Genomic DNA, 24,050 nt, shown 5'->3' with positions numbered 1-24,050 from the left:
CAGACCGACTTTCCAGATCGACTGATGGAGAACAATAACAATGACCACCTACACCCATCTGTATATCAACGGCGACTGGGTTGTGCCCCATGGCAGCGGTGTCGCCGAGGTGATCAACCCGGCCACCGAAGCCGTCACCGGGCACGTCCCCCTCGGCGATGAACGGGATGTCGAACACGCCGTCACCGCCGCGCGCCGGGCCTTTCCCAACTGGTCGCGAACCCCGGCCAGTGAGCGCGCCGCTTATATCCTCGCGCTGGGCCAGCAACTCAAGGCCCGCGCCGGGGAGATGGCCGCGCTGATCACCGCCGAGCTGGGCATGCCGGTGCAATGGTGCCAGTCGGTGCAGGTCGACGGTCCGCTGGAAGGCTTGCTCAGCTACGCCGAAATCGCCGCGCTGATGGAGCAGCAGCGCGAAGTCGGCAACTCCCTGGTGATTCGCGAGGCGGTGGGCGTCTGTGCCTTTATCAACCCGTGGAATTACCCGCTGCATCAACTGATCGGCAAGCTCGCGCCAGCCCTGGCGGCGGGTTGCACGGTGGTGGTCAAGCCGAGCCAGGAAACCCCGCTGCATGCCTTCCTGCTGGCCGAGATGATCGACGCCATCGGCCTGCCGGCCGGGGTCTTCAACCTGGTCAGCGGACCCGGCGCCAAGGTCGGCGAAGCCCTGGCCCGGCATCCGGACGTGGACATGGTCTCGTTCACCGGCTCGACCGCCGCTGGCGTTCGGGTGTCGATGGCCGCCGCGCCGACGGTCAAGCGGGTCTGCCTGGAGCTGGGCGGGAAATCGCCCTTTCTGATCACCGCCGATGCCGACCTCGGCGCCGCCGTACGCCATGGCGTGCAGGACGTGATGATCAACTCCGGGCAGACCTGTACGGCCTTGACCCGCATGCTGATTCCCCGCAGTCGCTACGCCGAGGCGCTGGAGCTGGCGCGGGCCGAAAGCGAAAGCCTCAAGGTCGGCGACCCGCTGGACCCGCAAAGCTTTCTCGGACCGATGTGCTCGGCGTCCCAGCGGCGCACCGTGCTCGATTACATTCGCGTCGGCCAGCAGGAGGGCGCCCGATTGTTGAGTGGTGGCGCTTCGTTGCCGACCGGACTGGAGTGTGGCTTCTACGTGCGTCCCACGCTGTTTGCCGAGGTCGATAACGGCATGCGCATCGCCCAGGAAGAAATCTTCGGCCCGGTGCTGTGCCTGCTGCCCTACGAGGACGAGGAGCAGGCCGTGCGCCTGGCCAACGAATCGCCTTTCGGCTTGTCCAGCGCGGTCTGGGCCGGCACCCCGGCGCGGGCCCTGGAACTGGCGCGCGGGCTGCGCGCAGGACAGTGCTTCGTCAACGGCGCCGCCTTCAACTACCGGGCCCCGTTCGGTGGCTACAAGCAATCGGGCAACGGTCGCGAATGGGGTGAGGAAGGGCTGGCGGAATTCGTCGAGACCAAGGCGATCCAGTGCTGAAAAGCGGCGCGACTGTCGTGAAAACGACCTGTTTGCGCTGAACGCGAAGCTGACCGATCTTTCCTGTTGAACGACTGTTCAGCTTCGACTATGTTGGCTCCATCCCGGCGGGTTGCGGGCTTGCGTTTCTTCCAATCAGAACGAGGCACTGGCATGCGGTTTTCACCTTTTGTCGAGCGGATCTGCGGTGACGGCGTCGCCGCCTGGGATATTCATCACGCAGCGTTCGAAGCCCAGCGTCGTGGCGAGGATGTGATCATCCTCAGCGTCGGCGACCCGGATTTCCCTACCCCCGATTTCATCACCGAGGCGGCCATCCAGGCGCTTCGCGAAGGCGACACCCACTACACCGAAATCGCCGGTCGCCTGGCCCTGCGCGAAGCCATCGCCGCGCGCTACAGCCAGCGCCTGGAGCGCCCGTTGCAAGCCGAAAACGTGATCACCGTGGCCGGCGCGCAGAACGCCTTGTTCATCGCTTCACTGTGCCTGCTCAGTGCCGGTGACGAGGTGATTGCCCTGGACCCGATGTACGTGACCTACGAGGCCACCCTCAAGGCCTCCGGCGCGACCCTGGTGCGGGTGCCGTGCGAGGCGGACGCCGGTTTTCGTCTCGATGCCGCGCGGCTGGCCAAGGCCATCACGCCACGTACCCGGGCGATCTTTTTCTCCAACCCGAACAACCCCACCGGCGTGGTGCTCAGCCGCGAAGAGCTGCAAGGCATCGCTGACCTCGCCATCGCCCATGACCTCTGGGTGGTGGTCGACGAGGTCTACGAGAGCCTGGCCTTCGAGCGCGAGCACGTCAGCCTGGCGGCCCTGCCGGGGATGGCCGAGCGCTGCGTGACCATCGGCAGCCTGTCCAAGTCCCACGCCATGACCGGCTGGCGGATCGGCTGGCTGGTCGCCGACCCGGTCCTGGTCGGCCATGCCGAAACCCTGGTGCTGAGCATGCTCTACGGCCTGCCGGGGTTTGTCATGGAGGCCGCGCTCAAGGCGGTGCAGGCCCACGATGAAGTGACCCGGGGGATGAGCGAGATCTATCGCCGGCGCCGCGACCTGGTGGTCGAGGGCCTGTCCGCTTGCCCGGGGATTACGGTACTCAAGCCCGATGCCGGCATGTTCGTGCTGGTGGATGTACGCGGCACCGGGCTCAGTTCCCTGGAGTTCGCCTGGCGGCTGTTTCGCGAGGCCGGGGTCTCGGTGCTGGATGCGGCGGCCTTTGGTGAACCGGCGCAAGGCTTTGTGCGGATCTCCTTCACCCTCGGCGAGGAACGCCTGGCCCAGGCCTGCCAACGTATCCGCGAGTTTGTCCGGGGGCTCATGGGCGAATCGCCCCGGCCGCCGATCAGCCGCGTGACGGTTGAAAGCGCCGTGGAGCCTGCCGCGACCAGGACCATGATCGAGGTCGACCGGCTGCACAAGCGCTTCGGCAATATCGAGGTGCTCAAGGGCGTGTCCCTGACGGCCCGCGAGGGCGAGGTGATCTCGCTGATCGGCGCCAGCGGCTCGGGCAAGAGTACCTTGCTGCGCTGCATCAACATGCTCGAAGTGCCGGACCAGGGCCGGATCCTGGTGGACGGCGAAAGCATCCACCTGAATTTCGACCGGCCCGGCGCGCCGCTGGTGGCCGATGCCCGGCAGCTGGTGCGCATCCGCTCCAGCCTGGGCATGGTGTTCCAGAACTTCAACCTCTGGCCCCATCGCACGGTGCTGGAGAACCTCATCGAAGCGCCGACCCAGGTCCTGCGTGAGAGCCGTGCCGAGGCCACTGAACGGGCCGAAGCCTTGCTTGAACGGGTGGGCCTCGCGGCCAAGCGCAACGAGTACCCGGCGTTTCTCTCCGGGGGACAGCAACAACGGGTGGCGATCGCCCGGGCCCTGGCCATGCGGCCCAAGGTCATGCTGTTCGATGAACCCACCTCGGCACTCGACCCGGAACTGGTCGGGGAAGTGCTGCGGGTGATCCGCTCCCTCGCCGAAGAAGGCCGGACCATGATCCTGGTGACCCATGAGATGGCCTTCGCACGCGATGTCTCTTCCAAAGTGGCCTTTCTGCATCAAGGGCTGATCGAGGAAACCGGTTCGCCGGATGAAGTGTTCGTACACCCACGCAGCGAGCGTTGCCGGCAATTCGTCAACGCTCATCAGACTCGCTAACGCATATAAAAAAGACGAGGCAACATCATGGGAAATCGACGTTTGGCAAACTGGTTGACGGGCGTGGCCTGTGTCCTGCTGGCCGGCATGAGTGCGGCACAAGCTGCACCCATCCGCTTCGCGGTCGCGGCCGAACCCTATCCGCCGTACACCGAGAAGCAGGCCAACGGTGAATGGAAGGGCTTTGAAGTCGACCTGATCCACAAGCTGTGCAGCGAAATGAAAGCCGAGTGCGAGATCAAGGAAGTGGCCTGGGACGGGATCATCCCGTCGCTGCTGGCGAAGAAGATCGACGTGATTTTCTCCTCCATGTCGGTGACCGAGGAGCGTGAGAAACAGATCGCCTTCAGCAAGGCCTACTACGATTCGGCGGTCGCGCTGGTCGGGCCCAAGGGCGTTTCGGTGAAGAAGTATCCGGATGACCTCAAGGGCAAGATCATCGGCGTGCAGAACTCGACTGTGAGTGCCAGCTACCTGAAGGCCTACTACGAGAAGATCGCCGATGTGAAGTACTACGACACCCAGGATTCGGCCAACGCCGACCTGATTGCCGGGCGCATCGACCTGATGATGGCGGACGCCACGGCCATGGTGGCCTTCATCAAGACCGCCGATGCCAAGGACCTGGCCTACCTGGGCGCGGTGCCGTATGACCCGATCTTCGGCAAGGGCGTGGGCGCTGGCCTGCGCAAGGATGACACCGAGCTCAAGGCCCGTCTCGACAAGGCGATCAAGACCTTGCTGGCGAGCAAGGACTATGACGAGCTGTCCCAGAGCTATTTCGGTACCAGTGTGAAACCTGCGTTCTGACCTGAACAAAAAACCTATGGAAAACGCAGAACTTGTGTAGGAGCTGGCTTGCTGGCGACAGCGGCCGATCAGGCGATGCCAGCCTTGCCGGCCTCATCGCCAGCAAGCTGGCTCCTACAAGGTGGGGTGGTGCTTTCAAGGCCGCTGACTGGAGACTGAAATGCCAGCGATGTTCGAATTGATCGATTTCAGCGAACAGGGATGGGGCAGTGCGCTGTTGAAGGGGCTCTGGATGACCCTGCAGATATCGGCCGGGGCCTTTGCGGTCGGGCTGTTCATCGGGTTGGTGGTGGCGTGCCTCAAGTTGGGCGCGCCGAAACCGATCGCGGCGCTGATGCGCGGCTACACCACGTTGTTCCGGGCGGTTCCGGAGTTGTTGCTGATCCTGTTGCTGTACTACGTCGGTTCCATGCTGCTCAACGCGTGGCTGGCCCAGCTCGGCCAGGACGCGATGAATGTCAGCGGTCCGCTGGCGGCGATCCTGGTGCTGGGATTGGTTCAGGGTGCCTACGCCTCGGAGATTTTCCGGGCGGCGATCCAGGCGATTCCCCATGGCCAGATCGAGGCGGCGAGGGCCTTCGGCCTCAGCGGTTTCGGCCTGTTCCGGCGGGTGACGCTGCCGATCATGGCGCCCTATGCCATGGCGGGGATGGCCAACCTGTGGATCAACCTGATCAAGGACAGTGCGCTGATCAGCGTGGTCGGCACCAACGAGCTGTTGTACACCGCCAAGCAGGGCGCGGGGTCGACGCGCCACTACCTGTTGTTCTACCTCACCGCTGCCGCGCTGTATTACGCGGTGACGCTGGTGTCCAACTGCCTGTCGGCACGGTTCGAGCGACGCATCCGTCGCTGGATGCCCTTGGCGGAGTGAATGAAATGATTCCAGCGTGGATATTTGAATACGTGGCCTTGTTGGGCCGCGGCTTGCAAACGAGCATCAGCCTCCTGTTGATCTCCAGCGTGCTGGGGTTCGTGCTGGCGGTGCTGGTGGCCCTGGCCCGGTTGTCGAAAAACCGCCTGGTCGCCAAGGCCAGCCTGTTCTACACCAGCGTGCTACGCGGTACGCCGCTGCTGATCCAGATCTACATCTTCTACTACGGGCTGGGCAGCCTGTTCGCGCAGTTTCCGCTGATTCGCGGCAGTTTCCTCTGGCCCTACCTGCGTGACGGCTACTGGTACATCGTGTTCGCCCTGGTGCTGTCGGTGGGCGCCTATGTCGGCGAAGTGATTCGCGGGGGCTTGCTGGCGGTGCCCAAGGGCGAGATGGAAGCGGCCTCGGCCTTTGGCATGACACCGCGCCAGTCGCTGGTGCGGGTGCGCCTGCCGCGGGCCCTGCGCTTGTTGCTGCCGACGCTGGCGGGGGAGAGCGTGATGCTGCTCAAGTCCACGGCGCTGGCCTCGACCATTGCGGTGATCGACCTGCTGGGGGCCGCCAACGTGGTGCGCGCGCAGACACTGCAGGTCTACCAGCCGTTGCTGCTGGTGGCCGGGGTCTATGTCTGCCTGACTTTCCTGATCGAGGCGCTGTTTGCCTTCGCCGAACGGCGCGGGACGCCGCTGCGCAGGTCGGTCTGATGACGACGCCACGGGTCGATCGTTCGCTGCAGGGCATCGGCCTGTGCACCCTGGGGTATGCCTTCCTGGCCTTGCAGGACGCCGCGATCAAGTGGCTGGTGGCGGATTATTCGGTGATCACCGTACTGTTCTGGCGCGGGCTGGTGGTGGTCGTGGCCTGCCTGCTGGCCGGGCGTTCGTGCCTGGTCCGGCGCGCCTGGCAGTCGCCCAGCCGGCGCCTGCTGGTGGTGCGCGGGCTGCTGTCGATCGTCGCCTGGCTGCTGTATTACACGGCGGCGCGGGACCTGACCCTGGCGGAGATGACCACCCTGTATTTCTCCGCGCCGATCATGGTCACGGTGCTGGCGGCGCTGATCCTCAAGGAGCGCGCCACGGGCTGGCAATGGTTCACCCTGGTCATCGGTTTCAGCGGCGTGGTGATCGCCTGTCGCCCGAGCCACATGGCCGACCCCTGGCCCATCGTGCTGACACTGCTGGCGGCACTGTGCTGGGCCTTTACCTACATCCAGCTGCGGCAGGTGGACGAACAGACCTCGGTGCTGGAGCAGATGCTGATCACCAACGGGGTGTTTGTCCTCTGCATGGCGCTGGCGCTGCCCTGGACCCACACCCCACCGTCGACCCCGGCCTGGCTGGGGATGCTCGGGGCGGGACTGGTGGGCGGCATCGGCCAGTTCCTGCTGTTCGCCAGTTTCCAGCGGGCCACCGCGACCCTGCTGGCGCCGTTCGAATACACCGGGCTGATCTGGGCGTTCCTGTTGTCGAGCCTGATCTGGGGCACGCTGATGGACGTGTCGCTGATCATCGGCGCCGGGCTGATCGCGCTCAGCGGCACCCTGGCGATGGTCTTCGGCCGCCACGCCTCACAGGACGTCGTTGGTGCCGAATGCTCCGTGACGCAACCCCTTTATCCAGCAGCGACAGATATGCAGGCCGTTGGCGGGGCTGAAGGTCTCGGGGTTCAGGCACCACTCGAGCCAGAGTCCGTCGAGCATCGCCGATAGGCCGATGGCAGCCAGGCGGCTGTCGTGGATCGTGAAACCTTCGGCGTTGGCCAGGTCGTCGAGCAGTTGGCGGATCAGGTCGAGGTAGGCGCGATAGCTTTTTTCATGGGACTGGCTGACGTGCCCGGAGTGGCGGATCAGGCTCCAGAACACCACCCAGACCCCGAGCAGTTGTGGGTCCATGATCCGTGGCGAGAAGGAACCGACCAGGAAGGCGTCGAGCTTTTCGGCGGCGCTGCCGGCTTGCCGGACCTCCTCGTGCAGGGTGCTGGTCAGCTCGCTGGCGAGCTTGTGGTAGGTATCGGCAATCAGTGCATCGATGCTGCCGAAATGGTGGTTGAGCAGGCCGACCGAGACGCCGGCTTCGCTGGCGATACGGCGCACGGAAATGCCGGCATGGCCGTCCCGGGCCAGGCAGCGCAGGGCGGCGGCGATCAGCAGGTCGCGGCGCTCGTCGGGTTCGGCGCGACGGAATTTGCGGGTGTCGGTGCTCACGGGAGTCCTTGAATGCGGTGCCAGATTGGCAAGCTTATTTGAACGTACGTTCAATTTCCACTGTCGAGTCTGGCGACGAACTGATTTTCAACGCTCATGAGGGGAGGGCAAGGCTATGGCGCAGGATATTTCGTTCAACGTTCGGGGCAACAACGGCGAGGACCTGCGGGTTGGCGCCTGGCGTTTCGACGGTGTCGGCAACGGCCCGAAGGTGCATGTGCAGGCCGGGGTGCATGCCGATGAAATCGCCGGCATGCTGGTGCTGCACCTGCTGATGCCGCGCCTTCGGCAAGCCGAGTCCGAGGGTCGCCTCAAGGGCAGCGTGACGCTGGTGCCGCAGGCCAATCCGCTGGGTATCGGGCAGTTCCGCCAGGGGCGGATTCTCGGGCGTTTTCATGACGCCACCGGGCAGAATTTCAACCGCGCGTTCGACCAGTCGCAGGCGCTGCGGCGGCCCGCGACCAATGTCCAGCACTGGCAAAAAAGCCTGGTGGAGTTGGCGGCCACGGCGGACCTGGTGCTCGACCTGCATACCGATGACGAAGCGCTGCCCTATGTCTATGTCCATCGTGCGTTCTGGCCCAGGGGCCGGGCGCTGGCGGCGGCGCTGAAGATGGACCTGGCGATTATCTGGGATGAGGGCGGCGACGGTTCTTTCGAGGAAACCCTCATTGCGCCCTGGCTACGCGACGGCGATACCGCGCAGCGCTTCGCCGCTACCTTGGAGTTGCGCGGCCAGGCCGATGTCAGCGATCGCCTGGCCGGGCAGGATGCCGACGGCCTGTACGCCTGGTTGTGTAGCGTCGGGGTGATCGACGAGGTGCGGCCGCTGACGGAGTGGCCGGTGCAGGCGGTGGAGATGGGGCATATGGAGACGATTCTGGCGCCACGGCCCGGGGTGCTGGTCTTCGAAAAGGAACTGGGCGACTTCGTCGAGGAGGGGCAACGGTTTGCCCGGATCCTCGGGCGTCCGGGGGACGCCTCTTCCGAAGTGATCCTGCACGCGGCCCAGGCCGGGCGGATGGTCACCCGCTACCGGGACCGCCTGATAGCGCAAGGCTCGGTGGTGGCGAAGTTCACCGGCAGCCGGGTGTCGCGCAACTGGACGGGCGGCTTGCTCGATCTCAACTAGGCCACACGCCATGGGCGGCGCCTACATGGCCATGCCCAGGGCCGAGCGGGGACCCGCTGTCGCGGGACGGCTCAGCAGGCCTGCATGGCGGTTGCGCAGGGCATGCACCTCCTGGGCGAGATTGTCCAGGAGGATCCGTCCACGGGGCGAGAAGTCGTCGCAGGCCTCGAGTTCCGGCAGGGCCTTGAGCAGACCACGCAGGATACCGAGCATCCGTTCTTCCGCCTGCTGCATTTCCGCGGCCGGGCGCTGACGCACGCGCTCCAGGTACTTGACCTGGGCGAGCGCGGTGAAAAAGGCATGGACGTAACCCTGGAGATCGCGCTGCAGGCCAGACCAGGGCAGGCTGAACAGGCGTTCCCCGGCGCGTTGTTCATCGATGATCGGGCAGACTTCAACCAGGCTGTACAGCAACTGGTGAGTCGTTTCATGGACCAGTGACTCCTCGATGTCGAGGATCGAGTGGTCTTTGGCCGACAACAGGATGGCGCCGGTATAGCGCGCCGCCGAACAACTGCGGAAGGTGCCGTCGGGCAGGTAGCAGATCAGCTTGACCAGGTGCCGGAACTGCTCGTAGCAGGCCGGCCAGGTGTTGGCGATGCGTGACAGGGCGACGCTGACCACGTCGCGGAAGAAGTGGATGGAGTAACCACTGCGCTCCAGCTGCCGACGCGTGCTTTCGTCCTCGGGGAATTCATAGCCGGGCGGTGTCGCGGCGGCGATCAGCGGATCGACGTTGAAACGCCGGATCGGCGGATGGTTCGAGTACTGGTGGTCGACCGCCGTCTGGGTGATGCGTTGCAGGACCGCCGGCAGCTCCAGCAGCATGCTTTGCAAGGAGGACGGGTTGTCCGTGTGCCCGCTCAGTACCGCGTGGGCATGCTGGAACGCCAGGGCCATCCAGATCCGGAACACCGGGTCGTTGATGATCAGGCGGCGCTGGGCGACCGGCAGCAGGATCAGGTTCGTCGCACAGGAGAAAAACGGATTGAGCCGGGCGCTGCCTTCAAAGCGCTGGAAACATTCGGCATAGAGTGCCGCGAACGTGCTGTAGCGCTGCTGGCTGAGCCGATCCAGCAGGCGGTGAAACCTGTCCGGGGTGGCGTCGGGTAAGAACGTGTTGTGCTGGAAGAGTTCGTCGAGCTGGGATTGCGGCCGGGTGGTCATGTGGGTGTCCATGGGATCTGACTCGATGAATGACGAGCGCGCAATGACGCGCCTTCAAGAAAGAGAAGTATTGGATTTTTAAATCTTGACCGTGCTTGGGTAATGGCGGGAATCAATAACCGTCCGTTGAGAATTGATTCGCGGTGGGTGGGGTAATAACTTTACGATCACTACCCTTGTGATACATCAAGTGTGCTTGTGCAGGTTTAATCCATTTGAATCCGCTGCTGGTCGAAGGTGATGTGAGCTTCGAGAGGGCTGCGCAGGATTTTCGAGGCCGCCGCCAACTGGGCAATGTCCAGGCCCTTGAACGCTACCACCTCGTCGATACGCAGGATCATGCCCAGGTCTTTGGCGGCATTGGCCGGATGCCTGTGCAGCTCCGCCGCGAATGACTCGTCCCTTATCGCGCGCCCCAGAATGGCGGCGAGACGTTCCTGATTGTTTGTATTGGATGCGGGCATGCTGATCTCCAAATAACGGTTGAAACTTTTAGGGCGCAAGGCGAAATAACAGGCCGGAAGGCTGTTTCAATAGGAGGAATGTGCGAGTGAATATAGCAAGGTGATTTTGTTTTTCAATGTTGAGGTTATTAATTTTATGAAAGTTTAAAGGGCGTGTTTTGAAAGTGTCTTGATAATATCTGTGGAAAATTCTTACGGTGTTTTATATATGGGAAAATTCCGTAGTTTTATTCGTACATTAAAGCGAATGTCGGTGATGCCATCCGAGCCCGGCCATTCGGTTTTCACGGCGTCGTGGAGCCCGGGGGCCTGTCTCTGACTGACGGCTCTTGTCAGGAAAATCCCACAGGAGTACAAATGTACTCCATGACGACTTTAAGCCCCCGCCGTACCGCCATCCTGACCTTCATCCGCGAGCGCATCGTGCGAAACGGTCAGCCCCCGAGCCTCGCCGAGATCGCCGAGGCCTTCGGTTTCGCCTCCCGCAGCGTGGCGCGCAAGCACGTGGTGGCCTTGGCCGAGGCCGGCTTGATCGAGGTCAATGCCCATCAGGCGCGGGGCATCCGCCTGCTCGATCAGGCGCCCCGGGCCGAGTTGCTGGATATCCCGTTGCTGGGCCGGGTGGCGGCGGGGCGGCCCATCGATGTCGATGCCCAGGTGGATCGCCGGCTGCTGCTCGACCCGGCGCTGTTTTCCCGCACACCGGATTACCTGCTGCGGGTGCAGGGCGACTCGATGATCGGCGATGGCATTCTCGACGGTGACCTGGTGGCGGTACGCCGCACGGGCGAGGTGCGCAACGGCCAGATCGTTGTGGCCCGGCTCGATGGCGAGGTCACCATCAAGCGCTTCGAACGCAGTGCCACGGGCATCCGCCTGTTGGCGCGCAATCCGGCCTATGAGCCCATCGTCATCGACCCCGAGCATCAGGAACTGGCCATCGAAGGCGTGTTCTGCGGCCTGGTGAGGCCAGGGTGATGGGCGCCGTGGTCGCACTGGATTCGCTGCTGAACGAGCGCCGGGTCTGGAAAGGTCGGCCCGCGGTACAGGCCCCCCGCCTGCCATCGACCGGGCATGCCGCGCTGGATGCGGTATTGCCCGGTGGCGGCTGGCCGGAGTCGGCCTTGAGCGAAATCCTGATCGCCGGCGAGGGCGTCGGTGAGTTGCAACTGGTCTGGCCGACCTTGGCGCGCCTGTCCGCCCGGGGCGAACGGATCGTCCTGGTGGCGCCGCCCCATGTGCCCTATCCCCAGGCGTGGTTGAGCGCGGGTGTGGACCTGCGGCAGTTGTCGGTGATCCAGGCGGCAGCGCGTGATGCCTTGTGGGCAGCCGAACAGTGCCTGCGCTCCGGCAGTTGCGGGGCGGTGCTGTGCTGGCCGCAGCAGGCCGATGACCGGGCCATGCGGCGCTTGCAGGTGGCGGCGGAAAGCGGCCAGACCCTGGCCTTCGCCTATCGCTCGCTGGAGGAGGCGATCAATCCGTCGCCGGCGGCCCTGCGGCTGGCCGTCGAAGGCCGGCCCGCCCAGTTGCGCGTGCTCAAGTGCCGGGGCGGGCTGGCGCATTCGGCACCGATTGCCTTCAACACAGGGCATTGAGGTCGGCATGCGTTGGGTCTGCATTGTTTTTCCGCAATTGGCCTTGGACGGTGTGCTGCGCCGTACCCCGGAACCTGAAGCGCCGCTGGCGCTGCTGACGGGGTCGCCGCAACGCCGGGTGATACAGGCGGTGAACGCGGCGGCCCGGGCCCTGGGCCTGCGTCCCGGGCAATCGCTGACTGCCGCCCATGCCCTGACCAAGGCATTTGCCAGCGCCGAATACGACCCCGCTGAAATCGAGCAGTGGCAACAGTTTCTCGCCGCCTGGGCCTATCGGTTCAGCTCCCAGGTCAGCCTGCGTTATCCGCGGGCCTTGCTGTTCGAGATCGAATCCAGCCTGGGCTTGTTCGGTCCCTGGCCGCAGCTGGAAGCACGCCTGCGCAAGGAACTGAGCGACCTGGGTTTTCGTCACCGGATTGTCGTCGCTCCGAATCCGGCGGCGGCCAGGGTCCTGGCCAATGCCTACGATGGCCTTGCGCTGGTGGACGATGAAGCCTTGCGCCAGGCCCTGGGGCCGATGCCGATCGACCGGGTCGGGCTGGAAAAAGACGCGGCCACGGCCTTGTCGCGCATGGGGCTGCGGACCCTGGACCAGGTGCTGGCCTTGCCCCGGCATAGCCTGGCCCGGCGCTTCGAGGCGTCGTTGCTCAAGCACCTCGACACCTTGCTCGGCGAGCGACCGCTGGCCCTGGCGTTCTACCTGCCGCCGGACCGCTTCGCGGCGCGGATCGAGCTGAATTTCGACGTGACTTCGCACCAGGCCCTGCTGTTCCCCTTGCGGCGCCTGACCGGGGACTTGGCGGCGTTTCTCTGTGGACGTGACAGCGGTGTGCAGCGTTTCGAATTGATCCTGGAACATGCCGGGATTGCGGACACGCGGATCAAGGTCGGCCTGCTGAGTGCCGAACGTGATCCGGCGATGCTTTTCGAACTGGCCCGCGGGCGACTGGAGCAGGTCCAGGTCGAGTCGGCGGTGCGCGGCTTTCGCCTGGAGGCCGAGGACCTGCCGGCCTTTGTCCCGCAGCACCGCGAACTGTTCGACGAGCGCCCGCAACAGTCCTTGCCCTGGGAGCAACTGCGCGAGCGCTTGCGTGCCCGGCTGGGGGATGACGCGGTGCAGGGCCTGTGTTTCCAGGCCGATCACCGTCCCGAATGTGCCTGGCAGCCGCTGTCGGCGAGCACGCCCGGTCCGTTGGCCGCGAGCGGACCGTTGCGTCCCGGCTGGTTGCTCAAGGAGCCGTTGCCACTGCCCGAACAGGCGGCGCGGGTCCTGCTGGGGCCGGAGCGGATCGAGTCGGGCTGGTGGGACGGTGCGGATGTCCGCCGCGACTATTATCTGATCGAGACCCGTGCCGGGCGGCACGCCTGGGCCTATCGCACGGTGGGTGAAAGCGGCCCGTTGCTGCTGCAGGGCTGGTTCGCATGAGCATCGACTATGCCGAGCTGCATTGCCTGTCGAACTTCAGTTTCCAGCGCGGGGCCTCCAGCGCCCAGGAGTTGTTCGAGCGGGCCAGGGAGCAGGGCTATCAAGCCCTGGCCATCACCGACGAGTGCACCCTGGCCGGGATTGTCCGGGCCTGGCAGGCCGCGCAGGAGAGCGGCCTGCCGTTGATCATCGGCAGTGAAATGCAGATCGAGAGCGGGCCCCGGGTGGTGTTGCTGGTGGAAAACCTGGCAGGCTACCAGGCCCTTTGTCGACTGATCACCCAGGCCCGGCGGCGGGCGGAAAAAGGCCGTTATCAAGTGCTGCGGGCGGATTTCCAGCAGGAGTTGCCGGGGTTGCTGGCGTTGTGGCTGCCAGAGCGGAATATCGCCGAAGCCGATGGCCGCTGGTTGTGTGAGCATTTTCCCGAACGCCTGTGGCTGGCGGTGGAGCTGCATTGCGGTCAGGACGATGAGCAGCGTCTGGCGCGGTTGCTGGCCCTGGCCGACGAACTGGCGATTCCCGCCGTGGCCAGTGGTGATGTGCATATGCACGTACGGGCCCGGCGCGCCCTGCAAGACACCATGACTGCCATTCGTCTGCACACCCGGGTCGCCGATGCCGGGCAGCAACTGCATGCCAATGGCGAACGGCATCTGCGCAGTCTCGAGGCCTTGCGCGGGATCTATCCGGCGGCCTTGCTGGCCGAGACCCAGGTCATTGCCCGGCGTTGTACCTTCGACCTCGGCCAGTTGCGTTACCAGTATCCCCGTGAGCTGGTGCCGCAAGGGCAGACCCCGACGTCCTGGCTGCGCCACCTGACGGAAGAGGGCGTCCGGCGACGTTGGCCCGAGGGGATCAGTCCCCGGGTCCGCGAGTTGATCGAAAAAGAGCTGACGCTGATCGCCGAGCTGGACTACGACAGCTATTTCCTGACGGTGCAGGATATCGTCCGCTTCGCCCGCGACCAGGGCATTCTTTGCCAGGGGCGCGGTTCGGCGGCGAATTCGGTGGTGTGTTATGCCCTGGGGGTCACCGAACTGAACCCGGATCGCACCAACATGCTGTTCGAGCGCTTCCTGTCCCGTGAGCGCAACGAGCCCCCGGATATCGATGTCGACTTCGAGCACGATCGTCGCGAAGAGGTGCTGCAATACGTGTTCCAGCGCTATGGCCGCGGTCGGGCGGCGCTGACGGCGGTGGTCAGCACCTACCATGGCGCGGGGGCTGTGCGGGATGTGGCCAAGGCACTGGGCCTGCCGCCGGATCAGATCAATGCCCTGGCCGATGCCTGTGGTCATTGGAGCGATGAACCGCCGGCGCCCGAACGGCTGCGCGAAAGCGGTTTCGATCCCGACAGCCCGGTGCTGCGTCGGGTGCTGGGGCTGACCCGGCAACTGATCGGTTTTCCCCGGCACCTGTCCCAGCATCCGGGGGGCTTCGTGATTTCCGAGCAGCCGCTGGACACCCTGGTGCCGGTGGAAAACGCCGCCATGGCCGAACGCACCATCATCCAGTGGGACAAGGACGACCTGGACAAGGTCGGTTTGCTCAAGGTCGATGTCCTGGCCCTGGGCATGCTCAGCGCACTGCGCCGTTGTTTCGACCTGGTGCAGCAGTATCGCGGCGGACCGCGCTGGACGCTGGCCAGCATTCCGCCGGACGATGAGCCGACCTACGCGATGATCGGCCGGGCCGACACCATCGGGGTCTTCCAGATCGAATCGCGGGCCCAGATGTCGATGCTGCCACGGCTCAAACCGGAGAATTTCTATGACCTGGTGATCGAAGTGGCGATTGTCCGGCCGGGGCCGATCCAGGGCGGCATGGTGCATCCGTACCTTCGGCGGCGAAACAAGGTAGAGCCGCCGATCTATCCGTCGCCGGAGCTTAAAGAGGTCCTGAAACGCACGTTGGGGGTGCCGTTGTTTCAGGAACAGGTCATGCAGATTGCGGTGGTGGCGGCGAACTACACCCCGGGCGAGGCCGATCAGTTGCGCCGTTCCATGGCCGCCTGGAAGCGCCATGGCGGGCTTGAACCGCACCGCCTGCGGCTGGCCGAGGGCATGGCGAAAAACGGTTATCCGCCGGAGTTCGCCGCGCAGATCTTCGAACAGATCAAGGGTTTTGGCAGTTACGGTTTTCCCGAGTCCCATGCCGCCAGCTTCGCCTTGCTGACCTACGCCAGTTGCTGGCTGAAATGCCATGAGCCGGCGGCGTTCGCCTGTGCGCTGATCAACAGCTGGCCGATGGGTTTCTACAGCCCGGACCAGATCCTCCAGGATGCCCGTCGTCACCACTTGCAGATTCGCCCGGTGGATGTCCGGGCCAGCACCTGGGATTGCAGCCTGGAGCCGAGTGAAGGTCCGCAGCCGGCGTTGCGCCTGGGCTTGCGGATGATTCGCGGGTTTCGCGAGGAGGATGCGTTGCGCATCGAAGAGGCCCGCGGGGCCGGGGATTTCGAGGATATCGCCGACCTCGGCGAGCGGGCGCGGCTCGATACCCGGGCCCAGGAACTCCTGGCTGACGCTGGCGCCTTGCGTGGCCTGGCGGGCCATCGTTACCGGGCGCGCTGGGAAGTGGCGGGGGTCGAGCGGCAGTTGGGCTTGTTTGCCGGGTTGTCGAGAGCGGCCGAACCCCCGGTGGCCTTGCCGCGCCCGAGTGTCGGCGAGGACCTGCAAGCGGATTACGCCAGCCTCGGCACGACCTTGGGCCCGCACCCGCTGGCCTTGTTGCGCGGGCAACTGCAAGCCTTGCGCTGTCGCAGTTCGCGGGAGCTGTTGGACGTCGAACACGGCCGGCCGGTGAGCATTGTCGGCCTGGTCACCGGGCGCCAGCGACCGGGCACGGCCAGCGGGGTGACCTTTGTCACCCTTGAGGATGAGTTCGGCAACGTCAACGTGGTGGTCTGGCGCGACCTGGCCGAGCGGCAACGGCAAGTGCTGGTGGGGGCGCAGTTGCTGAAAGTCGACGGGCGCCTGGAAACCGAGGGTGAGGTGCGGCATGTGATTGCCGGGCGCTTGAGCGACCTGGGCTCGATGTTGGCCGATATCACCGTGCGCAGCCGGGATTTCCGCTGACGACGCTCCGGCGAACAGATTATGCCTATAATCATTCGCCGAACGGATCACCCGTCGATCCGCTGTCGCATTCCCTGCCGCTTGCTGGAAGCCTTCCATGACTGATCTTTCCGAGTTCACCATCACGCAGAAATGGCCCGCGCAACATCCTGACCGACTCCAGCTCTACTCGTTGCCCACGCCCAACGGCGTCAAGGTGTCGATCATGCTCGAAGAGCTGGGCCTGCCTTATGAGGCGCACCTGGTCAGTTTCTCCAGCAATGACCAACTGACGCCGGAATTCATCTCGTTGAGCCCCAACAACAAGATCCCGGCCATCATCGACCCCAACGGTCCCGACGGCCAGCCGCTGCCGTTGTTCGAGTCGGGGGCGATCCTGATCTACCTTGCCGAGAAAACCGGGCGCTTCATGTCCAAGGACCTGGCCCGGCGCTATGAAACCATCCAGTGGGTGATGTTCCAGATGGGCGGCATCGGACCGATGTTCGGCCAGCTCGGTTTCTTCAACAAGTTCGCCGGCAAGGACTACGAGGACAAGCGTCCGCGCGACCGTTACGTCGCCGAGAGCCAGCGCCTGCTGGGTGTGCTGGACCGGCGCCTGGAAAGCCGTCGCTGGATCATGGGCGACGACTACAGCATCGCCGATATCGCCACCTTCCCGTGGATCCGCAACCTGATCGGTTTCTACGAAGCCGGCGACCTGGTGGGCATCAAGGATTTCCCCCATGTACTGCGCGCACTGGAGCAGTTCCTGGCCCGTCCGGCGGTGATCAAGGGGCTGACCATTCCGGGTTGAGTGGAGCCAGCCTGGGGCGGTGATCAGCCCAGGCGCTCGACCAGCAGCGGCAGCAACTGTTCGCATGAGGCTTCGAACTTGAAGTCGAGCAGCTCATCGGCGCGGGTCTTGCCCAGGTTGATGGCGATCAGTGGCTTGCCGCGCTCGGCCATCAGCTTGCACAGCCGAAAGGCTGAATAAGCCATCAACGACGAGCCGATCACCAGCAGTCCCGCCGCCTGCTCGGCGCTGGCCAGGGCCTTGGCGGCGGTGAGCGGGGCGACGTTTTCGCCGAAGAACACCACGTCGGGTTTCAAACGGTCGCCGGCGCACTGCGGGCAGTGGGGCACCTGGAAACGTGATTCGAAGGCGCTGTCCAGCAGGGTGTCGCCGTCGGGCGCCTGGACCGCCTCGACGCCTGCGAGATAAGGGTTCTGCGCCTCCAGCGTGAGCTGGACCGCATCGCGTTCCAGGCGAGCGCCGCAATCCAGGCACAGGACCTTGTGCAGGCTGCCATGCAGCTCGATCACATCGTGGCTGCCGGCCTGGTCATGCAGGGTGTCGACGTTCTGGGTGATCAGGCCGCTGAGATGTCGTTGCGCCTGCAGGCTGGCCAGCGCACGGTGGGCGGCGTTCGGTCGGGCCATGCGCACCCGCGGCCAGCCGAGCATGGCCCGGGCCCAGTAACGGCGCCGGGCCTGGGGCGAGCCAAGAAATTCCTGGATCATCATCGGCGGCTTGCCCCGGCGTACCCCGTCGCTGTCGCGGTAGTCCGGGATGCCGGAGGAGGTGCTGATACCGGCCCCGGTGAGCACCAGCAATGGCTGTTCGGCCATCAGTGGCGAGAGCGTTTCCAGGGCCGCGCTGACTTGCGGGTCGGGCATGGGACATCTCCGGTTATCGAGCGGCTGCCACGGTGGTGTTGGCGGGCAGCACGCGAAGATCAAGAATAGTCGCCGTGAGCAGTCAGACCTGCTCAATCATCCCTTGTCAGTACTTCCAGCAACTCGATTTCAAAGGTCAGGTCGGCCCCCGGGGCGACAAGCGAACCCATCCCGCGCTCGCCATAGGCCAGGTGCGCCGGCACGAACAGCCGACGCTTGCCGCCGACCTTCATGCCCATCAGGCCGATATCCCAGCCCTTGATCACCCGACCTGTGCCGATCACGCACTGGAACGGCTTGCCACGACTATGGGACGAGTCGAACTCGCTGCCATCGTCGAGCGTGCCGCGGTAGTGGGTGGTGATCAGGGCGCCCTTGACCACGGCCTTGCCGTCGCCTTCCAGCAGGTCCGTCACCTGCAGTTCAGTGTTCGTCATGACTTCTCCAGGGGCGGTACCCCCATGAATGATTTTTCGATCGGTATGGTCCGGCATTTTGCCATATCGCATTTCCCACGCCTGCATGGGCAGCGCCTGGCACTAGTGCATCGGACCGGGCATAAACGCATGTAGGACATGCGCATCGCCCAGGCTGCGATTTCCTGCCTGAATAGAGTATTGTGTGGGTCTGCGGAAAAAATGTCATAAGCCTGAGCGATTCGGGCGGTTATCAGATGATTGAGGGTGCCATGGGTCAGGAAAGCATTAACTGGGACAAGCTGGGTTTCGATTACGTCAAGACCGACAAGCGCTACCTGTCGTACTACCGTAACGGTGAGTGGGACAAGGGCACGCTGACCGAAGACAACGTCCTGCACATCAGCGAAGGTTCGACCGCGCTGCACTACGGCCAGCAGTGCTTCGAAGGTATGAAGGCCTACCGCTGCAAGGACGGTTCGATCAATCTGTTCCGTCCTGACCAGAACGCCGCGCGCATGCAGCGCAGCTGCTCGCGCCTGCTGATGCCGCATGTGCCGACCGACGTGTTTATCGAAGCCTGCAAGCAGGTGGTGCGTGCCAACGAACGTTTCATCCCGCCTTACGGCAGTGGCGGCGCGCTGTACCTGCGGCCGTTCGTGATCGGCGTGGGTGACAACATCGGCGTGCGTACCGCTCCCGAGTTCATCTTCTCGATCTTCTGCATCCCGGTCGGCGCCTACTTCAAGGGCGGTATGAAGCCGCACAACTTCGTGATCTCCAGCTACGACCGCGCGGCTCCGCAAGGCACCGGTGCGGCCAAGGTCGGTGGCAACTATGCCGCCAGCCTGATGCCGGGTGCCGAAGCCAAGAAGCGTGGCTTCGCCGACAGCATCTACCTGGACCCGATGACCCATTCGAAGATCGAGGAAGTCGGTTCGGCCAACTTCTTCGGCATCACCGGCAACAACGAATTCGTCACACCGAAGTCGCCTTCGGTATTGCCGGGCATTACCCGTATGTCGCTGATGGAACTGGCCGAATCGCGCCTGGGCCTGAAAGTCGTCGAAGGCGATGTGCTGATCGACAAGATCGCTGACTTCAAGGAAGCCGGTGCCTGCGGCACTGCCGCGGTGATCACGCCGATCGGCGGCATCGAGTACAACGGCAAGCTGCACGTGTTCCACAGCGAGACCGAAGTCGGTCCGGTGACCCAGCGCCTGTACAGCGAACTGACCGGCGTACAGACCGGCGACATCGAGGCGCCGGCGGGCTGGATCGTCAAGGTCTGATGCCTGCGACTGCCTGATTCGACAGTGTGAAAGCCCGGCCTGAGCAATCAGGCCGGGCTTTTTATTTCCGGGTGAACGACGCCTGTTCACGTGCAACTCATGCATCGAATCGGTTGACTCATGCGTTAGACTGATCAATCAGTTTCCGACGAGTCAGCTCCATGGCCATCAACTTCGATTTGAACGACTTGCAGGCCTTTCGCGCCGTGGTGGAGCAAGGCAGCTTTCGCAAGGCGGCCCAGGCCATCAGCATTTCCCAGCCGGCCTTGAGTCGGCGGGTGGAGAAGCTGGAGGATGCGCTGGGTGTGCGGCTGTTCGAGCGCACCACCCGGCGGGTCAGCCTGACCCAGGTGGGCCGGGCGTTCGCGCCGACGGTGGAGCGCTTGCTGGATGACCTGGACCTGGCCCTGCTCGGCATCACCGACGTGGCCTCGACCCGGCTGGGGCATGTCACGGTGGCTTGCGTGCCGTCGGCGGCCTATTACTTCATGCCGAAGGTGGTTGCCCACTATCACCGGCAATACCCGAAAATCAGGGTCAAGGTCCTGGACTCCAGCGCCAACGACGTGCATGCCGCCGTACTCAGTGGCGAGGCGGATTTCGGCCTGAGTTTCACCGGCAACCTGCAAGCGGAGATCGAATTCGAGCTGCTGGTGGAGGAGCGCTATGTCATGGCCTGTCGCCGCGATCATCCGCTGGCCGGGCGGGCCAGCGTGACCTGGACCGAGCTGTACCAGCAGGACTACATCAGCCTCGACAAGACCTCGGGCAATCGTTTCCTGCTCGACCAGGCGTTGGTGGGCATCGCACCGCAGAAGCCCGGGGTCTGCGAAACCCGGCACGTCACCACCATGATCGGCCTGGTGGAGGCCGGGTTGGGGGTGGCCGCGGTGCCGACCATGGCGATGCCGGGGGACGGGCATCCGATTCTCACCAGTGTGCCGCTGATCGAGCCGACCGTGATGCGCAAGGTCGGTTTGCTCAAGCGCCGGGGACGGGTGCTGACCCCGGCGGCACGGGAGCTGGAGCGGCTGATTGTCGAGATGAAGGTACCGCGATCCGAGGTCAGTGGCTGATCGAGTCCAGTCCGGTGGCCTTCACGGTGGCCTGGGCTGCCGGAGCGGCCAGGTAGTCAAGCAGGGCCTTGGCTTGTGCGGGATGCTCGGCTCCTACCGGAATCCCGGCGGCAAAACGCGTCACCGACTGCAGCGACTCCGGGATCTTGCCGACATAGGTCACCCCCGGCACCGGCAGCAGCTCGCTGACCTGTTGGAAGCCCAGCTGGTATTCCCCCGTTGCCACCACCGAGGCCACCGGGATCTTCGGCACCAGGGTCGCCTTGGGCTTGAGTTGTGCTTCGATGCCCAGGCGCTTGAACAGCTGATCCTGGATATACACGCCGCTGGCACTGTCGGAGTAGGCCACGGACTTGGCCTTGAGCAAGGTGTCCTTCAATTCGGCCTCGGTGCCGATGGCCGGCTTGACACTGCCTTCGCGCACCACCAGGCCGATCCGCGAATCGGCCAGTTCGACCCGCGAGCCGGGCAACACCTTGCCCTGCTTGATCAACTCATCGAGGGCATAGCCGACCATGATCAGCACATCGGCCTTTTCACCTCGCGCCAGTCGATTGGGGATGGCTTCCGGGGCCTTGCCCATGGACGGGCCGAGGATGGTCTCGAGGGTATTGCCGGTGTCGGCGGCGAATTTCGGGCCGAGGAGCTTGTAGGCGGCGGTAAAGCCGCCGGAGGTCATCACGCGGATTTCCTCAGCCTGGGCCACGCTGCCCAGGACCAGGCTGCCGAGCAGGGCCAATTTCAATAGCAATGCTTTCATCGGATCTCTCTTGTTTTTAGTGGCGAACAGTCAAACGGCCGGTTTGAGCTGCAGCGTGCTGCGGCGATACAGAAACAGCGTCGCGCACAAAGCGCAGAGCGCGGCGAAGCTCATCCAGTAGCCCGGCGCGGCCTTGTCCCCGGTGTACTGGATCAGGGCGGTGGAGATCGCCGGGGTGAAACCGCCGAACACCGCCGTGGCGAGGCTGTAGGCCAGGGAGAAGCCCGCCACCCGGACTTCTGCCGGCATGATTTCAGTCAGGGCCGCCACCATCGCGCCGTTGTACATCCCGTAGAGAAACGACAGCCACAGCAGCACCAGCAGCATGCTGGTGAAGCTCGGCGCCTGGACCAGCAGCGACAGCGCCGGATAGGCCGTGGCCAGGGTCAGGCCGGCCATGGTCAGCAACACCGGACGGCGGCCGATACGGTCGGAGAGGGTGCCGCCCAGGGGCAGCCAGCAGAAGTTCGAGACCCCCACTAGCAAGGTCACCAGCAGGCTGTCGGCGGTGCTCAGGTGCAGCACGGTCTTGCCGAAGGTCGGTGCATAGACGGTGATCAGGTAGAAGGCGGTGGTGGTCAGCGCGACCATCAGCATGCCGGCGACCACGACGACCCAGTTCTGCGCCAGGGTGTTGAACACCTCGCGCATGCCCGGACGATGACGACGCTGGGCGAATTCCTCGGTTTCCGCCAGTTTGCGGCGCAGCAGGAAGATGAACGGCACGATCATGCAGCCGACCAGAAACGGGATACGCCAGCCCCAATCGGCTACGGCGCTGGCCGACATCCACTGGTTCAGTGCGTAGCCCAGGGCAGCGGCGATGACCACGGCCACTTGCTGGCTGCACGACTGCCAGGCGGTGAAGAAGCCCTTGCGACCCGGTGTGGCGATTTCCGACAGATAGACCGAGACACCGCCCAGTTCGGCACCGGCGGAGAAGCCCTGGAGCAGGCGACCGATCAAGACCAGGGCCGGGGCCAGCAGGCCGATGCTTTCGTAGCCGGGGACCAGCACGATCAGGATGGTGCCGCTGGCCATGATCGACAGGGTGACGATCAGGCCCTTGCGCCGGCCGACGTCATCGATATAGGCGCCGAGGATCACCGCACCCAGCGGGCGCATCAGGAAGCCGGCGCCGAACACCGCGAAGGCCATCATCAGCGAGGCGAACTCACTGCTGGCGGGGAAGAAGGCGGCGGCGATATAGGTGGCGTAGAAACCGAACAGGAAGAAGTCGAACTGTTCGAGGAAGTTGCCCGAGGTGACGCGAAATACCGCGCCCGCCTTGGCACGGGGAGAGGTGGCGGTCGGTGGTGTGGCGTGCATCGTGAAGGTCTCCAGCGTTTTTATGGCCTGCATCGACGTGCAGATTTTTATTGGCCGGGATACTGGCGCAGCGCTATAGATTTGATAAGTGCATTTTTAGAATGGATTGATGCGTGGACAGGATCAGTGCTGAAGAGTGTGGCGAGCGGGCTTGCTCACCCTGCTAGGCAAAGCGCTTGACCATGAACTCGATAAAGCTGCTCAACTTGGGCGTCATCTGCTTGTCCGGCAGGTAGACCAGGTGCAGTGGTCGATCCAGGGTCTCGTGGTCGGGCAACACGTGGACCAGGCGCCCATCCTTCAAGGCGTCGTCCACCAGCGTCTGCGGCAGCAGGACGATACCGATGCCTTCCAGCGCGGCGTTCATCAACGCCGTGCCGTTGTTGGCCGACAGTTGCCCGTGGACCCGGACGCTTTCGCTGCTGACACCCTGGAACAGCCAATCACGTTGTGGCGTGGCCCGCAGGAACACCAGGCAGTTGTGCTGCCGTAGATCGCCTGGCACCTGTGGTGTGCCATGACTTTCCAGATACGCCGGCGACGCGCAGGCGATGCGTCGGTTCTTGCTCAGCAGGCGTCCCACCAGACCGCTGCTGGGCAGTTCGCCGTAACGGAACACCAGGTCGAAGCCGTCCTCCACCAGATCCACCACCCGATCGTTGAACTGCAGCTCGATGTCCACTTCCGGGTAGGCCTTGAGGTAGGCGGCTATTGCCGGGATCAACCGGTCCGAAGCCAGGGTCGGCGAAGCACTGACCCGCAACCGGCCGCGAGGATGGGCACGCTGTTCCCGGGCAATCAGTTCGGCGTGTTCGATCTGCCCGAGGATCGCCAGGCACTGGGTGTAATAACCCTGGCCGATCTCGGTCAGGCTCTGGCGACGGGTGGTGCGGTGCAGCAGGCGCGTGCCCAGGTGCTTCTCCAGGCCCTGGACATGGTTGCCGACCATGGTCGAGGAAATCCCGATGGACTGCGCCGCCGCGCTGAAGCTGCCGTGCTCCACCACCTTGACGAAGACCTTCATGCTTGCCAGAACGTCCATTGCCAACCTTTTATTGGGAGTGATCCAAGAAAGCGCTAGTTTATCAAGCGAGGCTAGGAGATCACCATGGGCAGCGACACCGGCTGAACCCGCGCTCGATGTCGTACAGCCA

Annotated in this window: 21 protein-coding genes and 1 pseudogene; 14 read left to right on the top strand and 8 right to left on the bottom strand. The window is 64.3% G+C overall.

Annotated features, from left to right (window positions below; translation table 11 throughout):
• Positions 1 to 40 precede the first annotated feature (40 nt).
• The 6 genes from NUH87_RS05420 (at position 41) to NUH87_RS05395 (ending at position 7,008) form a co-directional block, all read left to right on the top strand.
• On the top strand, positions 41 to 1,459 hold the full coding sequence (locus tag NUH87_RS05420) for an aldehyde dehydrogenase family protein (RefSeq protein ID WP_338525085.1): 1,419 nt from the start codon (positions 41 to 43) through the stop codon (positions 1,457 to 1,459).
• Between the two features lie 153 nt (positions 1,460 to 1,612).
• A complete protein-coding gene (locus NUH87_RS05415) occupies positions 1,613 to 3,616 on the top strand; it encodes an aminotransferase class I/II-fold pyridoxal phosphate-dependent enzyme (RefSeq protein WP_338525084.1) in 2,004 nt (667 codons plus the stop codon).
• Between the two features lie 27 nt (positions 3,617 to 3,643).
• Complete coding sequence (locus NUH87_RS05410) at positions 3,644 to 4,426, top strand: transporter substrate-binding domain-containing protein (protein WP_040066715.1); 783 nt, start codon at positions 3,644 to 3,646, stop codon at positions 4,424 to 4,426.
• A gap of 160 nt (positions 4,427 to 4,586) precedes the next feature.
• Positions 4,587 to 5,300: an ABC transporter permease subunit gene (locus NUH87_RS05405; protein WP_338525083.1), complete on the top strand. Its 714-nt coding sequence runs from the start codon at positions 4,587 to 4,589 to the stop codon at positions 5,298 to 5,300.
• A 5-nt stretch (positions 5,301 to 5,305) separates the two neighbouring features.
• Positions 5,306 to 6,004: an ABC transporter permease subunit gene (locus NUH87_RS05400; RefSeq protein ID WP_338525082.1), complete on the top strand. Its 699-nt coding sequence runs from the start codon at positions 5,306 to 5,308 to the stop codon at positions 6,002 to 6,004.
• The gene (locus tag NUH87_RS05395) at positions 6,004 to 7,008 is read left to right on the top strand and encodes a DMT family transporter (protein WP_338525081.1); all 1,005 of its coding nucleotides are present in this window, start codon (positions 6,004 to 6,006) and stop codon (positions 7,006 to 7,008) included. The genes NUH87_RS05400 and NUH87_RS05395 overlap by 1 nt, the downstream gene beginning before the upstream one ends.
• On the opposite strand, the pseudogene NUH87_RS05390 reads toward NUH87_RS05395, so the two are convergent.
• Positions 6,964 to 7,392: pseudogene (locus NUH87_RS05390) on the bottom strand (TetR family transcriptional regulator C-terminal domain-containing protein); the annotation flags it as partial. The gene NUH87_RS05395 and the pseudogene NUH87_RS05390 overlap by 45 nt on opposite strands.
• Positions 7,393 to 7,618: 226 nt before the next feature.
• On the opposite strand from NUH87_RS05390, the gene NUH87_RS05385 reads away from it, so the two are divergent.
• Positions 7,619 to 8,635 carry a succinylglutamate desuccinylase/aspartoacylase domain-containing protein gene (locus tag NUH87_RS05385; RefSeq protein WP_338525080.1) on the top strand — a complete coding sequence of 339 codons (1,017 nt, stop codon included), beginning with the start codon at positions 7,619 to 7,621 and terminating at the stop codon, positions 8,633 to 8,635.
• A 21-nt stretch (positions 8,636 to 8,656) separates the two neighbouring features.
• Here the strand turns inward: NUH87_RS05385 and NUH87_RS05380 are convergent, their stop codons facing one another.
• Both NUH87_RS05380 and NUH87_RS05375 read right to left on the bottom strand, forming a co-directional pair.
• Entirely contained in the window at positions 8,657 to 9,814 is a 1,158-nt protein-coding gene (locus NUH87_RS05380; RefSeq protein WP_338525079.1) for an aKG-HExxH-type peptide beta-hydroxylase, read from the bottom strand.
• A gap of 194 nt (positions 9,815 to 10,008) precedes the next feature.
• Complete coding sequence (locus tag NUH87_RS05375) at positions 10,009 to 10,266, bottom strand: Os1348 family NHLP clan protein (protein WP_338525078.1); 258 nt, start codon at positions 10,264 to 10,266, stop codon at positions 10,009 to 10,011.
• Between the two features lie 357 nt (positions 10,267 to 10,623).
• Between NUH87_RS05375 and lexA the strand changes: the two genes are divergently transcribed.
• From lexA to NUH87_RS05350, 5 genes are all read left to right on the top strand, one after another.
• Positions 10,624 to 11,244, top strand: coding sequence for a transcriptional repressor LexA (gene lexA / locus NUH87_RS05370; protein ID WP_338525077.1), 621 nt, complete (start codon positions 10,624 to 10,626; stop codon positions 11,242 to 11,244).
• On the top strand, positions 11,244 to 11,861 hold the full coding sequence (gene imuA, locus NUH87_RS05365; RefSeq protein ID WP_338525076.1) for a translesion DNA synthesis-associated protein ImuA: 618 nt from the start codon (positions 11,244 to 11,246) through the stop codon (positions 11,859 to 11,861). Before lexA ends, imuA begins: the two co-directional genes overlap by 1 nt.
• 7 nt (positions 11,862 to 11,868) lie before the next feature.
• Positions 11,869 to 13,287, top strand: a complete 1,419-nt coding sequence (locus NUH87_RS05360; protein ID WP_338525075.1) for a DNA polymerase Y family protein — start codon at positions 11,869 to 11,871, stop codon at positions 13,285 to 13,287.
• Entirely contained in the window at positions 13,284 to 16,364 is a 3,081-nt protein-coding gene (locus NUH87_RS05355; RefSeq protein ID WP_338525074.1) for an error-prone DNA polymerase, read from the top strand. Before NUH87_RS05360 ends, NUH87_RS05355 begins: the two co-directional genes overlap by 4 nt.
• Positions 16,365 to 16,461: 97 nt before the next feature.
• Complete coding sequence (locus NUH87_RS05350; protein ID WP_338525073.1) at positions 16,462 to 17,160, top strand: glutathione S-transferase N-terminal domain-containing protein; 699 nt, start codon at positions 16,462 to 16,464, stop codon at positions 17,158 to 17,160.
• Positions 17,161 to 17,183: 23 nt separating this feature from the next.
• On the opposite strand, the gene NUH87_RS05345 is transcribed toward NUH87_RS05350, so the two are convergent.
• Together NUH87_RS05345 and NUH87_RS05340 are read right to left on the bottom strand one after the other, a co-directional pair.
• A complete protein-coding gene (locus NUH87_RS05345; protein ID WP_338525072.1) occupies positions 17,184 to 18,023 on the bottom strand; it encodes an NAD-dependent protein deacetylase in 840 nt (279 codons plus the stop codon).
• Between the two features lie 92 nt (positions 18,024 to 18,115).
• The gene (locus tag NUH87_RS05340; RefSeq protein WP_338525071.1) at positions 18,116 to 18,460 is read right to left on the bottom strand and encodes an FKBP-type peptidyl-prolyl cis-trans isomerase; all 345 of its coding nucleotides are present in this window, start codon (positions 18,458 to 18,460) and stop codon (positions 18,116 to 18,118) included.
• A 251-nt stretch (positions 18,461 to 18,711) separates the two neighbouring features.
• Between NUH87_RS05340 and NUH87_RS05335 the strand changes: the two genes are divergently transcribed.
• The gene (locus NUH87_RS05335) at positions 18,712 to 19,731 is read left to right on the top strand and encodes a branched-chain amino acid aminotransferase (protein ID WP_338525070.1); all 1,020 of its coding nucleotides are present in this window, start codon (positions 18,712 to 18,714) and stop codon (positions 19,729 to 19,731) included.
• A gap of 161 nt (positions 19,732 to 19,892) precedes the next feature.
• Positions 19,893 to 20,807 (top strand): LysR family transcriptional regulator, encoded by a 915-nt coding sequence (locus NUH87_RS05330; protein ID WP_338525069.1) that lies wholly within the window; start codon positions 19,893 to 19,895, stop codon positions 20,805 to 20,807.
• Here NUH87_RS05330 and NUH87_RS05325 read toward each other — a convergent pair.
• The 3 genes from NUH87_RS05325 to NUH87_RS05315 form a co-directional block, all read right to left on the bottom strand.
• Positions 20,797 to 21,567, bottom strand: coding sequence for a substrate-binding domain-containing protein (locus tag NUH87_RS05325; RefSeq protein WP_338525068.1), 771 nt, complete (start codon positions 21,565 to 21,567; stop codon positions 20,797 to 20,799). The genes NUH87_RS05330 and NUH87_RS05325 overlap by 11 nt on opposite strands.
• Positions 21,568 to 21,597: 30 nt before the next feature.
• Positions 21,598 to 22,896: an MFS transporter gene (locus NUH87_RS05320; protein ID WP_338525067.1), complete on the bottom strand. Its 1,299-nt coding sequence runs from the start codon at positions 22,894 to 22,896 to the stop codon at positions 21,598 to 21,600.
• 163 nt (positions 22,897 to 23,059) lie between these two features.
• Entirely contained in the window at positions 23,060 to 23,938 is an 879-nt protein-coding gene (locus NUH87_RS05315) for a LysR family transcriptional regulator (protein WP_338525066.1), read from the bottom strand.
• Between the last annotated feature and the right edge of the window lie 112 nt (positions 23,939 to 24,050).

This window comes from Pseudomonas batumici, from assembly GCF_036585405.1.
In the GTDB taxonomy this organism is placed as follows: domain Bacteria; phylum Pseudomonadota; class Gammaproteobacteria; order Pseudomonadales; family Pseudomonadaceae; genus Aquipseudomonas; species Aquipseudomonas batumici.
This window is presented reverse-complemented; position numbering and strand designations above follow the sequence as displayed.